Origin of the sequence: Gynuella sp., assembly GCF_050297175.1 — a bacterium.
Taxonomy (GTDB): domain Bacteria; phylum Pseudomonadota; class Gammaproteobacteria; order Pseudomonadales; family Natronospirillaceae; genus Gynuella.
Genome location: NZ_JBNKSF010000046.1, coordinates 28,838 through 44,619, shown reverse-complemented (window position 1 = coordinate 44,619; position 15,782 = coordinate 28,838). Strand labels below are relative to the sequence as shown.

The 15,782-nt window shown below is 46.0% G+C and carries 13 protein-coding genes; 10 read left to right on the top strand and 3 right to left on the bottom strand.

Annotated features, from left to right (window positions below):
- Positions 1–48: 48 nt before the first annotated feature.
- The 8 genes from ectB (at position 49) to ACQY6I_RS19400 (ending at position 7,604) form a co-directional block, all read left to right on the top strand.
- A complete protein-coding gene (gene ectB, locus ACQY6I_RS19435; protein WP_428243171.1) occupies positions 49–1,356 on the top strand; it encodes a diaminobutyrate--2-oxoglutarate transaminase in 1,308 nt (435 codons plus the stop codon).
- 253 nt (positions 1,357–1,609) lie between these two features.
- Complete coding sequence (locus ACQY6I_RS19430; RefSeq protein WP_428243170.1) at positions 1,610–2,014, top strand: ectoine synthase; 405 nt, start codon at positions 1,610–1,612, stop codon at positions 2,012–2,014.
- A gap of 24 nt (positions 2,015–2,038) precedes the next feature.
- The gene (gene thpD, locus ACQY6I_RS19425) at positions 2,039–2,953 is read left to right on the top strand and encodes an ectoine hydroxylase (RefSeq protein ID WP_428243169.1); all 915 of its coding nucleotides are present in this window, start codon (positions 2,039–2,041) and stop codon (positions 2,951–2,953) included.
- Between the two features lie 21 nt (positions 2,954–2,974).
- Positions 2,975–4,417 (top strand): aspartate kinase, encoded by a 1,443-nt coding sequence (locus ACQY6I_RS19420; protein ID WP_428243168.1) that lies wholly within the window; start codon positions 2,975–2,977, stop codon positions 4,415–4,417.
- The gene (locus ACQY6I_RS19415; protein WP_428243167.1) at positions 4,402–5,283 is read left to right on the top strand and encodes a tetratricopeptide repeat protein; all 882 of its coding nucleotides are present in this window, start codon (positions 4,402–4,404) and stop codon (positions 5,281–5,283) included. The genes ACQY6I_RS19420 and ACQY6I_RS19415 overlap by 16 nt, the downstream gene beginning before the upstream one ends.
- Before the next feature lie 382 nt (positions 5,284–5,665).
- Entirely contained in the window at positions 5,666–6,418 is a 753-nt protein-coding gene (locus ACQY6I_RS19410; protein ID WP_428243166.1) for an SDR family oxidoreductase, read from the top strand.
- Between the two features lie 126 nt (positions 6,419–6,544).
- Positions 6,545–7,030 (top strand): MarR family winged helix-turn-helix transcriptional regulator, encoded by a 486-nt coding sequence (locus ACQY6I_RS19405; RefSeq protein WP_428243165.1) that lies wholly within the window; start codon positions 6,545–6,547, stop codon positions 7,028–7,030.
- 28 nt (positions 7,031–7,058) lie between these two features.
- The gene (locus tag ACQY6I_RS19400) at positions 7,059–7,604 is read left to right on the top strand and encodes a glutathione peroxidase (protein ID WP_428243164.1); all 546 of its coding nucleotides are present in this window, start codon (positions 7,059–7,061) and stop codon (positions 7,602–7,604) included.
- A gap of 78 nt (positions 7,605–7,682) precedes the next feature.
- On the opposite strand, the gene codA is transcribed toward ACQY6I_RS19400, so the two are convergent.
- The 3 genes from codA to ACQY6I_RS19385 all read right to left on the bottom strand — a co-directional run bounded on the left by codA (position 7,683) and on the right by ACQY6I_RS19385 (position 12,278).
- Entirely contained in the window at positions 7,683–8,930 is a 1,248-nt protein-coding gene (gene codA, locus ACQY6I_RS19395; protein ID WP_428243163.1) for a cytosine deaminase, read from the bottom strand.
- A gap of 199 nt (positions 8,931–9,129) precedes the next feature.
- Complete coding sequence (locus ACQY6I_RS19390) at positions 9,130–9,756, bottom strand: LysE family translocator (RefSeq protein WP_428243162.1); 627 nt, start codon at positions 9,754–9,756, stop codon at positions 9,130–9,132.
- A gap of 140 nt (positions 9,757–9,896) precedes the next feature.
- On the bottom strand, positions 9,897–12,278 hold the full coding sequence (locus tag ACQY6I_RS19385) for an EAL domain-containing protein (protein ID WP_428243161.1): 2,382 nt from the start codon (positions 12,276–12,278) through the stop codon (positions 9,897–9,899).
- Positions 12,279–12,967: 689 nt separating this feature from the next.
- On the opposite strand from ACQY6I_RS19385, the gene ACQY6I_RS19380 reads away from it, so the two are divergent.
- On the top strand, positions 12,968–13,321 hold the full coding sequence (locus ACQY6I_RS19380) for a hypothetical protein (RefSeq protein WP_428243160.1): 354 nt from the start codon (positions 12,968–12,970) through the stop codon (positions 13,319–13,321).
- A 198-nt stretch (positions 13,322–13,519) separates the two neighbouring features.
- Positions 13,520–15,778 carry a phosphoenolpyruvate--protein phosphotransferase gene (gene ptsP, locus ACQY6I_RS19375; RefSeq protein WP_428243159.1) on the top strand — a complete coding sequence of 753 codons (2,259 nt, stop codon included), beginning with the start codon at positions 13,520–13,522 and terminating at the stop codon, positions 15,776–15,778.
- The last annotated feature ends 4 nt before the right edge of the window (positions 15,779–15,782 follow it).

The following is a 15,782-nucleotide window of genomic DNA, read 5'->3' as shown; positions in this document are numbered from 1 at the left end:
TTGAATCCAGCTAAGTTCTGACTGAATAACCCAAAACAGGTGAAATAAATGAAGATTTTTGAAGAGATTGAATCGGAAGTACAAAGCTATGCACGTTCATTTCCACGAGTGTTCAACAAAGCACAGGGAGAGTTTCTTTTTGATGAGGATGGTAACCGGTACTTGGACTTTCTGGCTGGCGCCGGTACGCTGAATTATGGTCACAACAACCCTTTGTTTAAGCAGAAGCTTTTGGAATACATTGATGCCGATGGCATCACTCATGGTCTGGATCTGCATACCAAAGCCAAGGGTGAGTTTCTTGAAACGTTTAATGAAAAAATATTGAAGCCCCGAGGGCTGGATTATGTTGTGCAGTTTACCGGGCCAACCGGAACCAATGCGGTTGAAGCTGCGTTGAAGCTGGCCCGTAATGTGACTGGTCGGGAGAATGTGATCTCTTTTACCAATGGTTTTCATGGTGTCAGTCTTGGTGCTCTGGCAACGACGGGGAATTCCCACCATCGCTGCGCATCAGGGGTCAGTCTGAACGGCTCCAGCCGTATGCCTTATGATGCTTATCTGGGTGATGATATTGATACGACGTTTTATCTGGACAAGGTGCTATCGGATTCCAGTAGTGGTATCGATAAACCTGCAGCGGTCATTGTTGAAACGGTTCAGGGTGAAGGTGGTATCAATGCTGCCAGTTTCGATTGGCTACGTAATCTGGATAAAGTCTGCAAAAAACATGACGTTTTATTGATCGTTGATGATATTCAGGCTGGCTGTGGACGCACTGGTACTTTTTTCAGTTTTGAAGAGGCAGGCATTTATCCTGACATCGTTACGTTGTCGAAATCTCTGGGTGGTTACGGGCTACCATTTGCAGTGGTGTTGTTTCGCCCAGAGCTGGATCAATGGAAGCCAGGTGAGCACAACGGCACTTTTCGGGGCAATAATTTTGCCTTTGTAACCGCCAGAGCTGCGATTGATGAATATTGGAGTGATGATAAGTTTTCCTTGGAAATCAAACGTAAGGGCGAATACATTGCCCGTCGCCTCAATGATATTGTGACTAAGTATGGAGAAGGAAATTTTACTACTCGCGGACGTGGCATGATGCAGGGCATAAACTGTGTAAATGGTGATATAGCCAGCAAAATTACACGCAAATCTTTTCAAAGAGGTCTGATTATTGAGACCAGCGGTGCAGATGATCAGGTCGTTAAATTCTTATGTCCTCTTATTATCAGTGATGTGAATCTGAAAAAAGGTCTGGATATTGTTGAGCAAGCAGTCAGGGAAGTGTGTGCCGGCGAGGAAAAAATTCCGGAAGAACTGGATTATTTTGATCCCATGTATGCAATTGGCTAAAGCCATGTTGCACGGTTGATAACTAGGGGGGCTCTGAAAAATAGGAATCGTTTTAATGCAGACGAGGAAGCACTACTCGCAACACTGAAATTTACGGGTGTAAATGAGGATGTGAGATGGGGGCTGACAACGTCCTGCGCGAAAATAGGCCATTTTTCAGAGGTTCCCTAGAGTAGTAGACATACCTTTCTTATCCCTTCGGCAATACGTTGCCGAGGGTCCCAAATTACAGTATTTAATTAAGGAATATCAGATGATAGTCAGACAACTTCAAGCAGCAGAAAAGACCGGACGCCGTATTGTTTCTCCTGATGGAAATTGGGAAAGTACCCGGCTGCTATTGAAAGAAGATGGCATGGGATTTTCTTTTCACATTACCACAATATATCAGGGTGCTGATTTTCAGATGCATTATCAGAATCATCTGGAGTCGGTATTTTGTATATCCGGTGAGGGCGAGGTCGAAACTCTGTCCGATGGTAAAAAGTATCCCATTACCTGTGGCACGATTTATATTCTTGATAAGCATGACAAACATATCTTGCGGGCGACATCAGAATTGAAATTAGCCTGTGTGTTTAACCCCCCTCTGAATGGGACTGAAGTGCACAATGCACAAGGAGCTTATGAATTGGAAGCCGAACCCGTCAATGAGTAACAGGATTAAGGAGTAAATAGCTAGATGATTGATGAACAGGCTTTTTTATCTGAGCAAACACAAGATCTCTATCCATCCCGTTTTTCCAATAGTCCCCATATGCTTCCCCGCGCAGATCCAGTGGTATATAGCCGCGATTTCTCCAATGCTCCTATTCACAGGGAGTTGATTGAGCAATATGAACAGCAGGGTTTTCTGGTTCTGGAAAATGTGTTCAGCGAAGATGAAGTACTGATATACCAGCAGGAACTAAAACGTTTGAGTCAAGATGAGGGGCTCAAACAATGTGATGAAGTGATTACTGAAAAAAACAGCGGCGATGTTCGTTCAGTGTTTCGGATTCATGAATTGAGCCCGGTCTTCAGGCAGCTGGCAAGAGATTCTCATACAATGGGACTGGCCAGGTTTTTGTTGGGCGATCAGGTGTATATTCATCAGTCCAGATTGAATTACAAACCAGGTTATCGTGGACGTGAATTCTACTGGCATTCAGATTTTGAAACCTGGCATGTAGAAGATGGAATGCCCAGGATGAGGGCTTTGAGCATGTCCATCACGCTGACAGAGAATTTTTATCACAACGGACCATTGATGTTGATTCCCGGATCCCATCGCACATTTGTCAGTTGCGTTGGTGAAACCCCGGCAGAGCATTATCGGTGGTCATTAAAACGGCAGGAATATGGTGTCCCTGATGATCAGAGTCTTGAGAAGCTGGTTGATGAAGGTGGTATTGTCAGTGCGATTGGTAAACCAGATAGCCTGATCATTTTTGATTGTAATATCATGCATGGGTCTAATGGCAACATTACGCCGTTTCCCCGTTCAAATGTGTTTATGGTATACAACGCTATCAGTAATCGGGTGACGGAGCCATTTTGCTCACAAAATCCCAGGCCGGAGTACATCTGTAGCTGGAAAAACATCAGGACCCTTTAAACAAAAAGGCATTTTACACTCATGAATTCCCATACTGTTGAAAAAATAGGCGGCACCTCTATGAGCGATTATGCCGCTGTTCGAAATAACATCGTTTTATCTCCACATCATAAAGAACAGCCTTATCAGAGAATATTTGTGGTCTCGGCTTACGGTGGCTTAACCAATCTGCTACTTGAGCACAAAAAAACCGGTCAGGCCGGTGTCTACGCTTTATTTGCCAATGGTGTCAAAGATGACAGCTGGAAAGCTTCATTACAGGTGCTTAAACAGGAAATGTTCTCTATCAATGAGAAGCTGTTTGGTGATGGGGCATTATTGAAGCAGGCTAACCAGTTTATCGGTTTGCGCCTGGACGAAGCAGAACACTGCCTCACTGATTTACATCGGTTGTGTCAGCACGGTCATTTTTCCCTTGGAGCGCATCTCGCCACGGTACGTGAGATGTTGGCCAGTATTGGTGAGGCGCATAGTGCCTGGAACATGACTCAATTATTGTGTCAGGAAGGTATCAACGCCCGTTTTGTTGATTTGACGGCATGGGAAGGTAGCAAGCAAAGCGGCCTGGATGATCAGATCGCGCAGGCGTTTGCCGATATTGATCTGGCCAGAGAGTTGCCTATTGTCACCGGTTATGCACATACGGAAAAAGGGCTGATGTCTACTTTTGACCGTGGTTACAGTGAAATGACTTTCAGTCGGATTGCAGTCATTACCCAGGCATGTGAAGCTATTATTCACAAAGAATTTCACTTAAGCAGTGCAGACCCCAGACTGGTGGGCGAGGACAATGTCGTGCCGATCGGCCGTACCAACTATGAAGTGGCGGATCACCTTGCCAATCTTGGGATGGAGGCTATTCATCCGCGGGCTGCCAAAGGTTTGCGACAGCATAATATACCTCTGCGGGTAAAAAATACCTTTGAACCGGAACACGCAGGAACGCTGATTACCGGCGACTATGTCAGTGATAAAGCCAGAGCGGAGATCATTGCCGGATGTAGAGATGTCTATGCGATTGAAGTGTTTGATCAGGATATGACTGACTTGCAGGCAAAATACGATACTGAGATTCTTGAAGTCATTCGTCGTTTCAAGGCCCGTGTCGTTACCAAGGATTCGAATGCAAATACCATTACGCATTATTTGTCTACCAACTTGAAGACGATAAAACGCATTATTCAGGTATTGAAACAGAATTATCCAGAAGCTGAAGTCAATCAGCGGAAGGTTGCAATTGTGTCAGCCATTGGCAGCGATATGCAGGTTTCCGGTATTTTATCGAAGGCAGTCGCAGCACTGGCTGAGAATCAAATCAGTGTGCTGGCTTTACATCAATCCATGCGTCAAGTGGATATGCAGTTTATAATCAACGAAGATGATTATGCCAAGGCCATAAAAAGCCTGCATAATTGCTTAGTTGAAGTGCATAACCATGGTAGCGCTATATGTCTCGCATCTTAATTCTGCTGATTATTATTGTTTGTTCTCAGGTTGCCCGGGCGGAGGATCAGTCGCCCGTCAACTCTGAACAGCTTGACAAAACTGTTGATCAATTGCAGGAACCACTCTATACGCCGTTTGTCGAGCGTTATGTCCTCGATGAATTAAAACAATTGCGGACCGATATGGCGGCACAGCGGGTTGATCTGATTCAGCAGGTCACTGACCGTGAAAACCGGGCTGCGGATAGGGCATTAACATATGCAACGGATACGGTGACTTATTTCTTCTATCTGATTGCTGCTGCGAGCTCGATCCTGGTTCTGGTGGGGTGGACATCTGTACGGGACATGAAGGAGAAGGTTCAGGCTCTGGCAGATGAAAAAATTTCTGAGTTGATTGGTCAGTATGAAGCCCGCTTGCACATGGTGGAAAGTCAATTAAACGAAGAGGCGATGCTGACCAAGCAGAACCGCGAGGAAATTGAACTGACTAAAGATATTCAGTCTTTGTGGATGCGAGCCCAGCAGGATAGTATCCCGGCAAATAAGATTCTTGTATACGATCAGATTCTGAGCTTGCGTCCCAGTGATTGTGAAGCTCTGACATACAAAGCCGATGCTGTTTTGGAGTTAGGGGAGCCACAATGGGCTATCAACTTATGTCGTCAGGCTTTGATTATTGATCCCGACAATTGCCATGCGTTTTATCAGCTGGCCTGCGCCCATACTGCCCGGGGGAATTATGATGAAGCCATTCGATATTTGTCTGAAGTAACCGAGCGAACCAGTAATTATCGCGAAGATATTCTCGCCGATGAAGCATTGGAGCCTTTATGGAGCCTGGATTCATTTAAGGATATTATTGGCCAGCAGGGTAATGTCTGACGATTCACTCGAACTGTCGGTACGCCCAACTGTCGATTTATTTCATTTCTTTTCTTATACAAAGGTATATCTGGTTAGGGCTGTTTTGTGAAGCTATTGCTGATCTGACAGCCTTAAGTCATTTCTGACTCCCTGTTTTGCCCAGGGCGGCAAGAACGATACATACAGTCATCCATGTCATCAGTTTTGCTATTCATGATTTTGAGTGTTAGCAAGTATTTCAGGCTCGATCTATTCCCATGTAATTGCTTACGTTTTGTTGATCGCAACGGTATCCTGGACTCTGCTGTTTGTTGCTGAATTCATCCTGGAGCACAAATATCTACTCCTGGCTTGGTATTCGAGGCTATAGCGTTGATGTATAAGTGAGCGGAGGGGAAGTATGAAACATACTAAAACGGTATTGATCACGGGCGGTAGTCGTGGCATCGGTGCAGAGACTGCAAGGGTATTTGCTGAACAGGGGTACAAAGTGTGTATCAGTTATCTGAGTAATCAGGCTGCAGCAGATGCGGTGGTCGCTGAGATTAATTCTCAAGGCGGGCAATGTATTGCTGTGCAGGCAAATGTGGCGCAGGAAGCTGATATTGTTCGATTGTTTCAGACGGTCGATGAGCAGTTAGGCGCTTTATCAGTACTGGTCAACAATGCGGCGATTTTGCAACAGCAGTGCCGTCTCGTGGACATGACTGTGGATCGTCTCCGTGCCGTATTAGACACCAATGTTATTGGGTCATTTCTGTGTTGCAGAGAAGCGGTAAGGCGGATGTCAACTGATCTTGGCGGACAGGGTGGTGTCATTGTCAACGTATCTTCCGGAGCCGCGAGATCCGGATCGCCTAATGAGTATGTCGACTATGCTGCCTCCAAGGGAGCCGTTGATACCATGACTCGCGGCTTGGCACTGGAGGTTGCAGGGGCCGGTATTCGGGTGAATGCCGTGCGACCTGGATTAATATATACCGAGATGCATGCATCTGGTGGAGAGCCAGGAAGGGTGGATCGCTTGAAAGAACGTATTCCTTTAAAACGTGGTGGTCGGCCGGAAGAAATAGCTCAGGCTATTTACTGGTTGGCATCCGATCAAACTTCATATATGACTGGTAGCTTCATTGACCTTACTGGTGGATTGTAGGCGATTTGTTTGTATTCATTGCGTAAAATTATATTGCGCACAACTTAAATATGAATGATACTGCCTGCTGTCCGAAATCAGGCAGGTGCATTCAAAATCAATCTGCCAGTAGCTTGGGAGTTATTGATGAAATCATCAAAGCAGACCGATGAAGTGCCGGTGGTTGCAGGGGAAGAATGGCTGGTATTTGAGCATCAGCTTTGTTTTCCACTTTATGCCGCTTCCAATCTCGTTTTAAGAGCCTATGGGCCGTTGTTAAAGCCATTGGGTCTTACGTATCCGCAGTATTTGATAATGTTGTTACTGTGGCAGCATCGACAATTGTCGGTGGGCGAGTTGGGGCAAAAGTTGTACCTGGATTCCGGAACTTTGACGCCATTGCTGAAACGAATGGCTGATGCTGGTCTGGTTACTCGTAATCGCAGTGAAGAGGACCAAAGACGGGTCTTGATTGATCTGACTGATAAGGGTAGAGCGCTCAAGAGTCAGGCAGTATCCGTTCCTACGACGATGTTGTGTCGGATGGGAGGAGACACCGAATGGTTAAGACGTATAAAACAGGATCTTGGTCAGCTGATTGATACTATGGAATCAGCGGATCTTTCAAATTGACAGGCTGTAACAACACAATAGGTGATATATGAGTGTTTATGATGTTCAGGTAAATAATATTAAGGGTGAGTCTGTATCATTGTCTGACTACAGTGGCAAAGTACTGTTGCTGGTTAACGTGGCTTCAAAATGCGGGTTGACTCCGCAGTATGAAGAATTGGAAGCACTCTATAAGTCAATGGCTGATAAAGGTCTGGAAATTCTAGGCTTTCCGTGCAATCAGTTCCTTGGTCAGGAACCAGGTTCTGAAGCGGAAATTCAAGAGTTCTGTTCGGTTAATTATGGTGTGACATTCCCAATGTTCGCCAAAATTGAGGTAAATGGTGAGAACCGTCATTCCCTGTATCAGCAGTTGATCGCAGCTCAGCCAAAAGCGGTGGAAGCCGAAGGCGGACAATTGAAAGCCAAGCTGGGTGAAATGAATCTGGTGCCTGAGGATGAAAGCGACATTCTGTGGAATTTTGAGAAATTCCTGATTGGTAAAGATGGTAAAGTGATTGGCCGCTTTGCACCAGATGTCAGTGTCAACGCTGCTCCTTTGAAGGACGCCATTGATTCTGCACTATCTGCCTGATATTTCTGAATATTGTGCCACCGCTCAGTTTGGGTGGCACAATTGCCTTAACCGTTCCGCAATTTTCAGCAGAACAATTTACAAAGAAGTGAAATCCACCTGCTGAGTAATATTGGCGGGAGTTCTTTGCATCAAGATATCTCCATGGCGGATAGACAGTAATACTTCTCCCTGTCTGCGTAATGCTGAATAGTCATCCTCCCCTTCAATTATGATGCAGTTGGCCGGGTTTCCAACAGTAATGCCATAATCTTTCAGGTGCATCAGTCTGGCGCCATTTTCGGTGATAAAATCGAGTGCCGTTGTAAAATCCTGATATCCCATCATCTGGCAAATATGCATGCCTGCGTCCAGAACTCTCAGCATTTTACCGTTCCCCAGGGAATACCAGGGATCAAAAATAGAGTCCTCTGCGAGTGCGACATTCATGCCGGCGGCATGCAACTCTTTCACCCGGGTAACTCCACGGCGTTTTGGAAAAGTATCGAATCGACCCTGTAAGTGAATACTTTCGGTTGGACAGGAGACGAAATGGATACCGGATTTTTTTAGTAGCCGAAACAACTTGGAACAGTATGCGTTGTCATAACTGTGCATCGCTGTGGTATGGCTGGCGGTGACAAATTCGCCCATATCATTAAACAAAGCTTCGCTGGCCAGCACTTCCAAAAAGCGCGATGCAGGATCGTCAATTTCATCGCAGTGAACGTCTACAAGTTTCTGGTGCTTTTTGGCCAGTTGGATGACCCACTTCATGGACTCCTCACCCAGAGCCCGGGTGTATTCGAAATGGGGAATACCTCCTATCACATCCGCGCCTATTTCCAGAGCCTGTTCCATCAGCGCCTGACCATTCGGGAACGAAAGGATGCCCTCCTGAGGGAATGCAACAATTTGCAGATCAATTTTGTCTTTGACCTGTTCACGTATCTGGCAGAGAGTCTTAAGGGCGGTCAGCTGTGGGTCTGTGGTGTCAATATGGGTGCGAATGTGTTGTATTCCCTGACTGACCAGCAGGTTAAGGGTTTTTCCAACCCGCTCCCGGACATCCTGTTCATTAAGCTTGGGTTTTCGTTCAGCCCAGCGTTCAATGCCCTCAAATAAGGTACCGCTCTGATTCCATGCTGGCTGACCTGCCGTCAGGGCAGCATCGAGATGAATGTGTGGTTCAACGAATGGTGTACAGAGTAGATTGCCTTGAGCATCATAGCTGTCCGCAGCGGCAACGGCGGCCGTTTGCGCAGTGATAGAACTGAACTTTCCCTGTTCAATATCGATGGTAAACAGCTCAGGCTGATGGCGTAGACGGGCATTAATGATTCTCATGGTAGTCCTCATGGTTTATGAAACAATTGACACCAGAGCAAGAATCAAGCCTGAAGATTGTTAGGGAGCCTCTGAAAAATGGCCTATTTTTGCGCAGGACGTTGAGCCCCTCACATCCTCATTGACATCCGTAAATTGCGGTATTGCGAGTGTTGCTTTCTCGCCTGCATCAAAACGATTCCTATTTTTCAGAGGCCACTTAGCTTTGTCGGGCACTTAATGTAACAAGTCCGGCCCCTATAAGTGCAGCAGCGCCCCCCCGATGAAAAACTTTTGCGCTAACTGGGGTGCGCAAAAACCGACGGATCCGATTGGCAAACATGGCGTACAGGGCTGCGTTCACTATCGCCAATATCATAAATGTCGCGCCATAGCCCAACAACTGTATGGCATGGGATGCCGCAGGGTTCATAAACTGTGGGAAGAAGGCTATGAAGAAAATACTGGCTTTGGGGTTGAGAACAGTCACGAGGAATGCGTTGCTGAATAACTGCTTGCGGCTTTTCGCGGTGCCTTGTTTTTGGATGTCTAACTGATATGAGTCGTGACTGCGCCACATTTTGATGCCAAGGTAAATCAGATACACGGCACCGGCAACTTTGAAGATCATAAACAGGGTGGCCGAGGTTGCCATGATAACCCCCAGGCCGGCTAAGGACACGGTCATGGCAATCAGATCGCCAGCTGCTACACCGGCAATCAGTGGTAACGCAGCATTTTGGCCATAGCGAATTGAGTGACTGATGACGAGTAAAATCGTGGGACCCGGGATCACCAGAATGATGGATGCCGCAATGATAAACGCTAGCCAGGTTTCAATAGACATGTTGCTTTACCTGTTAATTGGCGGAGGTCAGAATCAGTGTAACGAGAATATATTTTCAAAGGCAAGCGTATATTCGAGATAACTGATGAAGCGTTAACTGTTGTTTTCAAAGCTGTTGTGCTGAGAATTGAAGTATAGGCTCAAAGCTTGCGATTGATACGGTCAAAATCAGGGGCATGATGTTTGATATATTGATGATACCAATCTATCAGCGACTGCTCAGGCATGGGTCGGGCATGTAGATAACCTTGTGCGACATCGCAGCCTAAGGCTTTTAAGGTCTGTAGTTGTTCTTTGGTTTCCACACCCTCGGCAACAACCGTATGTTTCAGTACTTGGCCAATATTGATGATTGAACCGACCAATGCCTGGTCTTCTCGGTTGGCGTCAACATCGTTGATAAAATTTTTATCCAGCTTGATTTCATTGATCGGTAATTTCTTGAGATAACTCAAGCTTGAATATCCAGTACCAAAATCGTCTACCGATAAATTGACTCCGAGGTCCCTTAACTTTTTCAGCTCCATACTGATGCCTGGAATATCCGTCAGCAATACACTTTCGGTTATTTCAAGTGTCAGCATTTTGGGGGTGACTCCAAATTTCTTTAAGACGGATTCGACGCTCTCAGAAAATCTTGATGTGTGGAAATTTACCGCAGATATATTGACGGATATTTTCCCTATTTCAAGACATTGCGATTGCCATTGGGAGTACATTTTGCAGGACGATTCAAGCACCCAGAGATCCAGTTTACAGATTATGCCGCATTCTTCTGCCAGAGGAATGAATTGCCACGGCGGGATCATTCCGAGGCTAGGGTGGTGCCAGCGCAGCAGTGCTTCAACACCATATAATCGTCCGCTTTCGATATGAATTTGTGGTTGAAAATAGACTTCCAGTACTTGATTTTCGATGGCTTTTTGTAGATCTGCTTCCAGCTTTAACCGTTGCAGTTTCGAGTGATGCATGTTGGGCTGAAAAAAACAGAATACGTTTCGCCCGTTACTTTTGGCGTGATATAAGGCAGCACTGGCATTTCGCTGTAATGTTTCAAAATCCTCGGTTTCATTGTCTGTCAGGGATATACCGATACATGCGGTAATGTTGAATTCCAGTTCGTTGATTTCGATTGGCATCGATAACAGTTCAAGCAGTGCTTTGGCCTTTTTTTCCGCTGTCTTTTGATGGGAATATGGTTGTAGAACGACAAATTCATCTGCCCCCAAGTGAGCCGCGATTTCATTCGTTGCAAGATTCGTCGCAAGCCGCCGGGCAATTGTTTTCAGGAGAGCATCACCAAGGCTATGACCTAGAGAGTCATTAATATTCTTGAAACGGTCTAGATTAATAAAGAAAAAAGCGACTTTAGTGGCTGAGCGTTTTGCGTCTGCAATCAGTAATTTTGTTTTGTCTTTTAATAAATAACGATTTCCGAGACTGGTGAGTGGATCATAAAACGCAAGCTTATGGATGTGTTTGCTGGATAGTTCATGCTCTATAGCCAGGTGACAAAGGTGCAGACAGGCTTTTACCATGTGGCGGTGAAACTCGCTTGCCCCTCGAGGTTCCCGATAATAAAGGGCGAAGGTGCCAAGTACTGAACCATCTGAGCTTTTTATTGGACTCGACCAGCAAGCCGCAAGACCGGCAGATTGGGCCAGGGTCTTATAGTCAGCCCATAAAGGGTCTGTATTGATGTCGACAACCTCGACCGATTCGCCACGCCATGCTGATGTTCCACAGGACCCCCCAGTGGGGCCGATTGCAAGACCTTCCAGGGCCTGAGTGTAAAAATCAGGGAGGCTTGGACCGGCAGCAGGGTGGATTCGACCTTCTTTATCTACCAGTACGACACTGCAGATTACATCGGGTGCGCATGATTCGACCTGATAACAGATCAGTTCAAATATGGCAGATAATGGTAAGCCAAGTGCAACGGCTTCAAGGGTTTCCTGTTGTAACTTCTGTATACACTCGAGCTGATATTGCTGTTCGCTGGCTTGTTTGATGTAAAACGCATAGGTTTTTTGCCCATGCCAGGGAATCATTTTTATCTGAACAGAGCAGGGGTGTCCGCACTTGAGTGTTTTCCCGAGTACCTCGTTGGACTCTATCAAGTCTTCCGTCATCAGCCTGTTTTTTAGAAGACTGAAACGCTCGTTCGTCAGGCTGCAGATAAGCTCTTGCATGCTTGTGCCGGTAGTGGGGTGGGAATCAGCAGGTAATAATTCCTGAAAACTGGCATTGGATTCGATCAATTGACCATTCTGATCAAAAATAGCAATGGAGAATGGCGACTGCTGTAAACCTTTGGCAAATAATTCTGTGCTGTTCTTGTTAAATTTGGTCATGGGCTCGGTGCTATTTAACCACTGCTGATGCTTATGAAAAAACGGGCGACCATTGGCTGGTTCAAAATGAGGCCATAATTGCCCAATGTAAAACTCAGAACCTGGAGCATCATTGAAACCGTTGTCCGGCAAACGCTTCAGCACAGCCGTCTTCAGGTCCAACAACATGGAATGCTATATTCCTGTAGCTCTTCATGCGCATACACCATTATTGTCATTATAGTTTAGGTGACGAGAATTTTTGCAGCCTGGATCGTAATTGTTATCGTGATTACTCAAGCTGTATTAAGGTTTATTGGATAACTTTATGGCTTAAGCGTCCAGTTTCTCTGTTTGTTTTTCTTCTTTTTGTTACGGAAAGCCTGTTCCAGGTTGATATTGTACCTATTTGCGATTGAACAAAGATAAATAAATATAGCGGCCAAATCGTGTTCCAGCTCGAAAATTTCTGGAGCTCGATCCATTGTCAGCCCGTTGAGCCGACACACGGCTTTAAATAATACTCCCACTTTCTCACCCAGTAACAGGTAATAAAAGGCAGGATGATTGCCATGTCATCATATGTTTATTTCCACCGAATGTTATGACGGGAAGAAAACGCACTGGGTTGTGGCAGGCATGTGACTATTTAAAAATGAGAATCCTTTTCAATAGATGTTGATTTTTCATCCGCTGCGTTATGATGGTCACAGGCATGTTTTTGGATTGTATGGTCGTTGTCCTATCACGCTCTACTGTTATGTGCTGTCTAGGTTATCTTCGGTCTGTCATCCTGATAGAATCTAATGGTTCTGTCCTTTGAAGCTTTCAGATCCGGCGAATTTTGAAGTCCCGGCCAACAGTTGAAGCAGGTTTTTATGACCGAGAATATGATTGCACAACTCAAGAAGCTACAGGCAATCAAGGAGTCATTGCATCACTCTCATTTGCCGGAGCAAAAAGCATTGGAGCTGTTAAAGGTGCTTGATCATATCGAAGCAGAGAACAAATCCTTGAGTTATCAACTCACCAGTGTCAGGGTGATCACATCAAATCTGCTGGTAGAATCCGCCAAGGCAGGATTACCGGGAGCGTTAACCGGACTTGGCGCAGAACATGTTGATCATGTGGCTAAGCCTTTGTATGAAGGTACTCTGATTCTGCAGCAATTGGTGCATGAGCTGGTGGTTCAGTTACAGCAGCAGATCGATCACCACTCTCCACCCTCCTGATAATTGTTTACTGTTTGCTAGGGCGATGGGTTTGGGCGTCTGACCAGGCATTTATAAGTAACTGGTGTTTTATGTGTTGTTTCTTCATTTTATTCACCGTAACTTATGAAATAGTTTCACCAATGCAAATACTCTTCTAACTCCTTTACCAAAACGGAGATAATCGGACACAATAGCTGCCTGGACCAAGGAAATCACATGTTAAATCCTTTACTTACGCTTAAACGCATATTGCAGGAATCAGCCCGGGCTGCTGACCGGGATGAGATGGTCAAACTGATGGCTGCTCAGATCAAAAAGGCCATGAGTGTCGATGTTTGCAGTCTGTATTTGTTGTCTCCGGAAAAAGATCTGAAACTCTCGGCGACAGAGGGACTGGATAACGCTTCCGTAGGCAAGATTCGCATGCCATTTGGACAGGGATTGGTAGGCACCGTAGCCCTGACCCAGCACTCACTGAATATGGAGCGAGGAGATCAGCATCCGAAATTCCTGTTCTTTGAACAAACAGGTGAAGAAAGGTTCAAAGGTTTTCTAGGGGTGCCCCTGATCTATCATGGCGATACTATCGGGGTACTTGTTGTACAGGTTTATGATCCGCGCAAATTTACCGATGAAGAAGAAGCATTTCTGGTGACGATGGCTGCACACCTGGCCGGAACTCTCGGCAGTGGAGTGATTAATAGCAACATTAATGCACAAGAGAGTAACCATGCAGTACAGCGGCTAATTGGTATCAAAGGGGCTCCGGGAATAGCTTTCTGCAGGGTCAAAGTGGTCAAGGATGAAGTCGACATCAATCAGATTCCCACTTTGTATGGCGAGTATTATTCAGAGGAAAAAAAGCGCCTGGATCAAGCCGTCGCAGAAACTCTCGATGATCTTGAAGCACAAATGGGCAATATGGATTCCTCCGCCGGTGCAACGCTTGATGCTCTGCTGGAAGTTTATCGCATGTTGCTTGCCAGCCCCGAGTTAAAAACGGTTTTTGATGAGATGCTGGAGCAGGGTTATGCCGCGGAAACCGCTTTGCGCGATGGTTTTCTGCGTCAGGTTGACGTGTTTGAGGCGATGGAAGACCCGTATTTGCGTTCAAAGGCAGAGGATTTGAGGGTACTGGCTGGCAAGCTTTATCGTCGTTTGACCAATAATACCAGCAGCAGAATTATGACTGATACACCGGTTATTCTGGCTGGACGCCTTGTCAGTGTTTCTCATTTTGGCCGTATCGATTCCAATAAGCTGGCGGGGGTTATTTCCAAAGAAGGGTCAGCTTTATCCCATACTGGCGTGTTGGCGAATGCATTGGGGATCCCGGCAGTCATGGGACTGGAGGATCTGAATTTTGACAATATCGATAATCAGGATGTGATTGTCGATGGTAATCGTGGCATCGTCATTCTCAATCCACCTGAGCCCGTTGTACTCGAATATCAGCGCTTACTACGTCAGGCAAAAGCATTGGATGCAGATCTGGCGCCTTTGAAGAATCTGCCAGCAGAGACGCTGGATGGCGAAAAAGTTTCTTTGCTGACGAATACCGGATTGCTCGCGGATATATCGCCAGGACTTGAACGTGGAGCTGAAGGGGTTGGTCTGTATCGCTCTGAAATCCCATTCATGGTGCATCATAACTTCCCAACGGAAGAGGAGCAGCAGATCACTTATCGGGGGGTGCTTGGGGCCTATGCACCCAAGCCGGTGACCATGCGTATTCTGGATATCGGTGGGGATAAGCCTTTGCCATATTTCCCGATTACCGAAGAAAACCCCTTTCTGGGCTGGCGGGGTATCCGCTTTACCCTTGATTATACCAACATCATGTTGGAACAGCTTCGGGCTATGATGCTGGCAAGTCGGGGACACGATAATCTTAAAATCATGATCCCTATGTTCAGCCGGGAAGACGAGCTGCATCGTTTCCTGCAGATATTTGAGTTGGCAATTACCCAGTTGCGTGATGAAGGCCGGGATATTCAGCGCCCTCAGGTTGGGGTTATGATTGAGGTGCCGTCGGCTATATGGCTGATTTCACGGGTGCGTGATCAGGTGGACTTTATTTCCATTGGCTCGAACGATTTGACTCAATATCTGTTGGCTGTAGATCGTAATAATTCCCGGGTGGCTTCTTTATATGACAGCTTACATCCGTCTGTATTGATGGCACTGAAGTTTATTATTCTGGAGGCGAACCGGCTTAAGTTACCCGTATCCCTGTGTGGTGAAATGGCAGGTGATCCCGTTAGTGTAGTGCTGCTGCTGGCGATGGGGTTACGGAAGCTGAGTATGTCCGCTTATAAGATTCCCCGCATTAAATCTCTGATTCGCCATCTCGATATCAATGATTGTCAGAACGTACTGGACGATGTACTAAAACTCAGTGATGAGAAATTGATGCGTCAGAGAGTTGAAGACTTCATCAAAGGATTAGGGCTTACGGCGTTGCTGGGTGTGTAAGGTG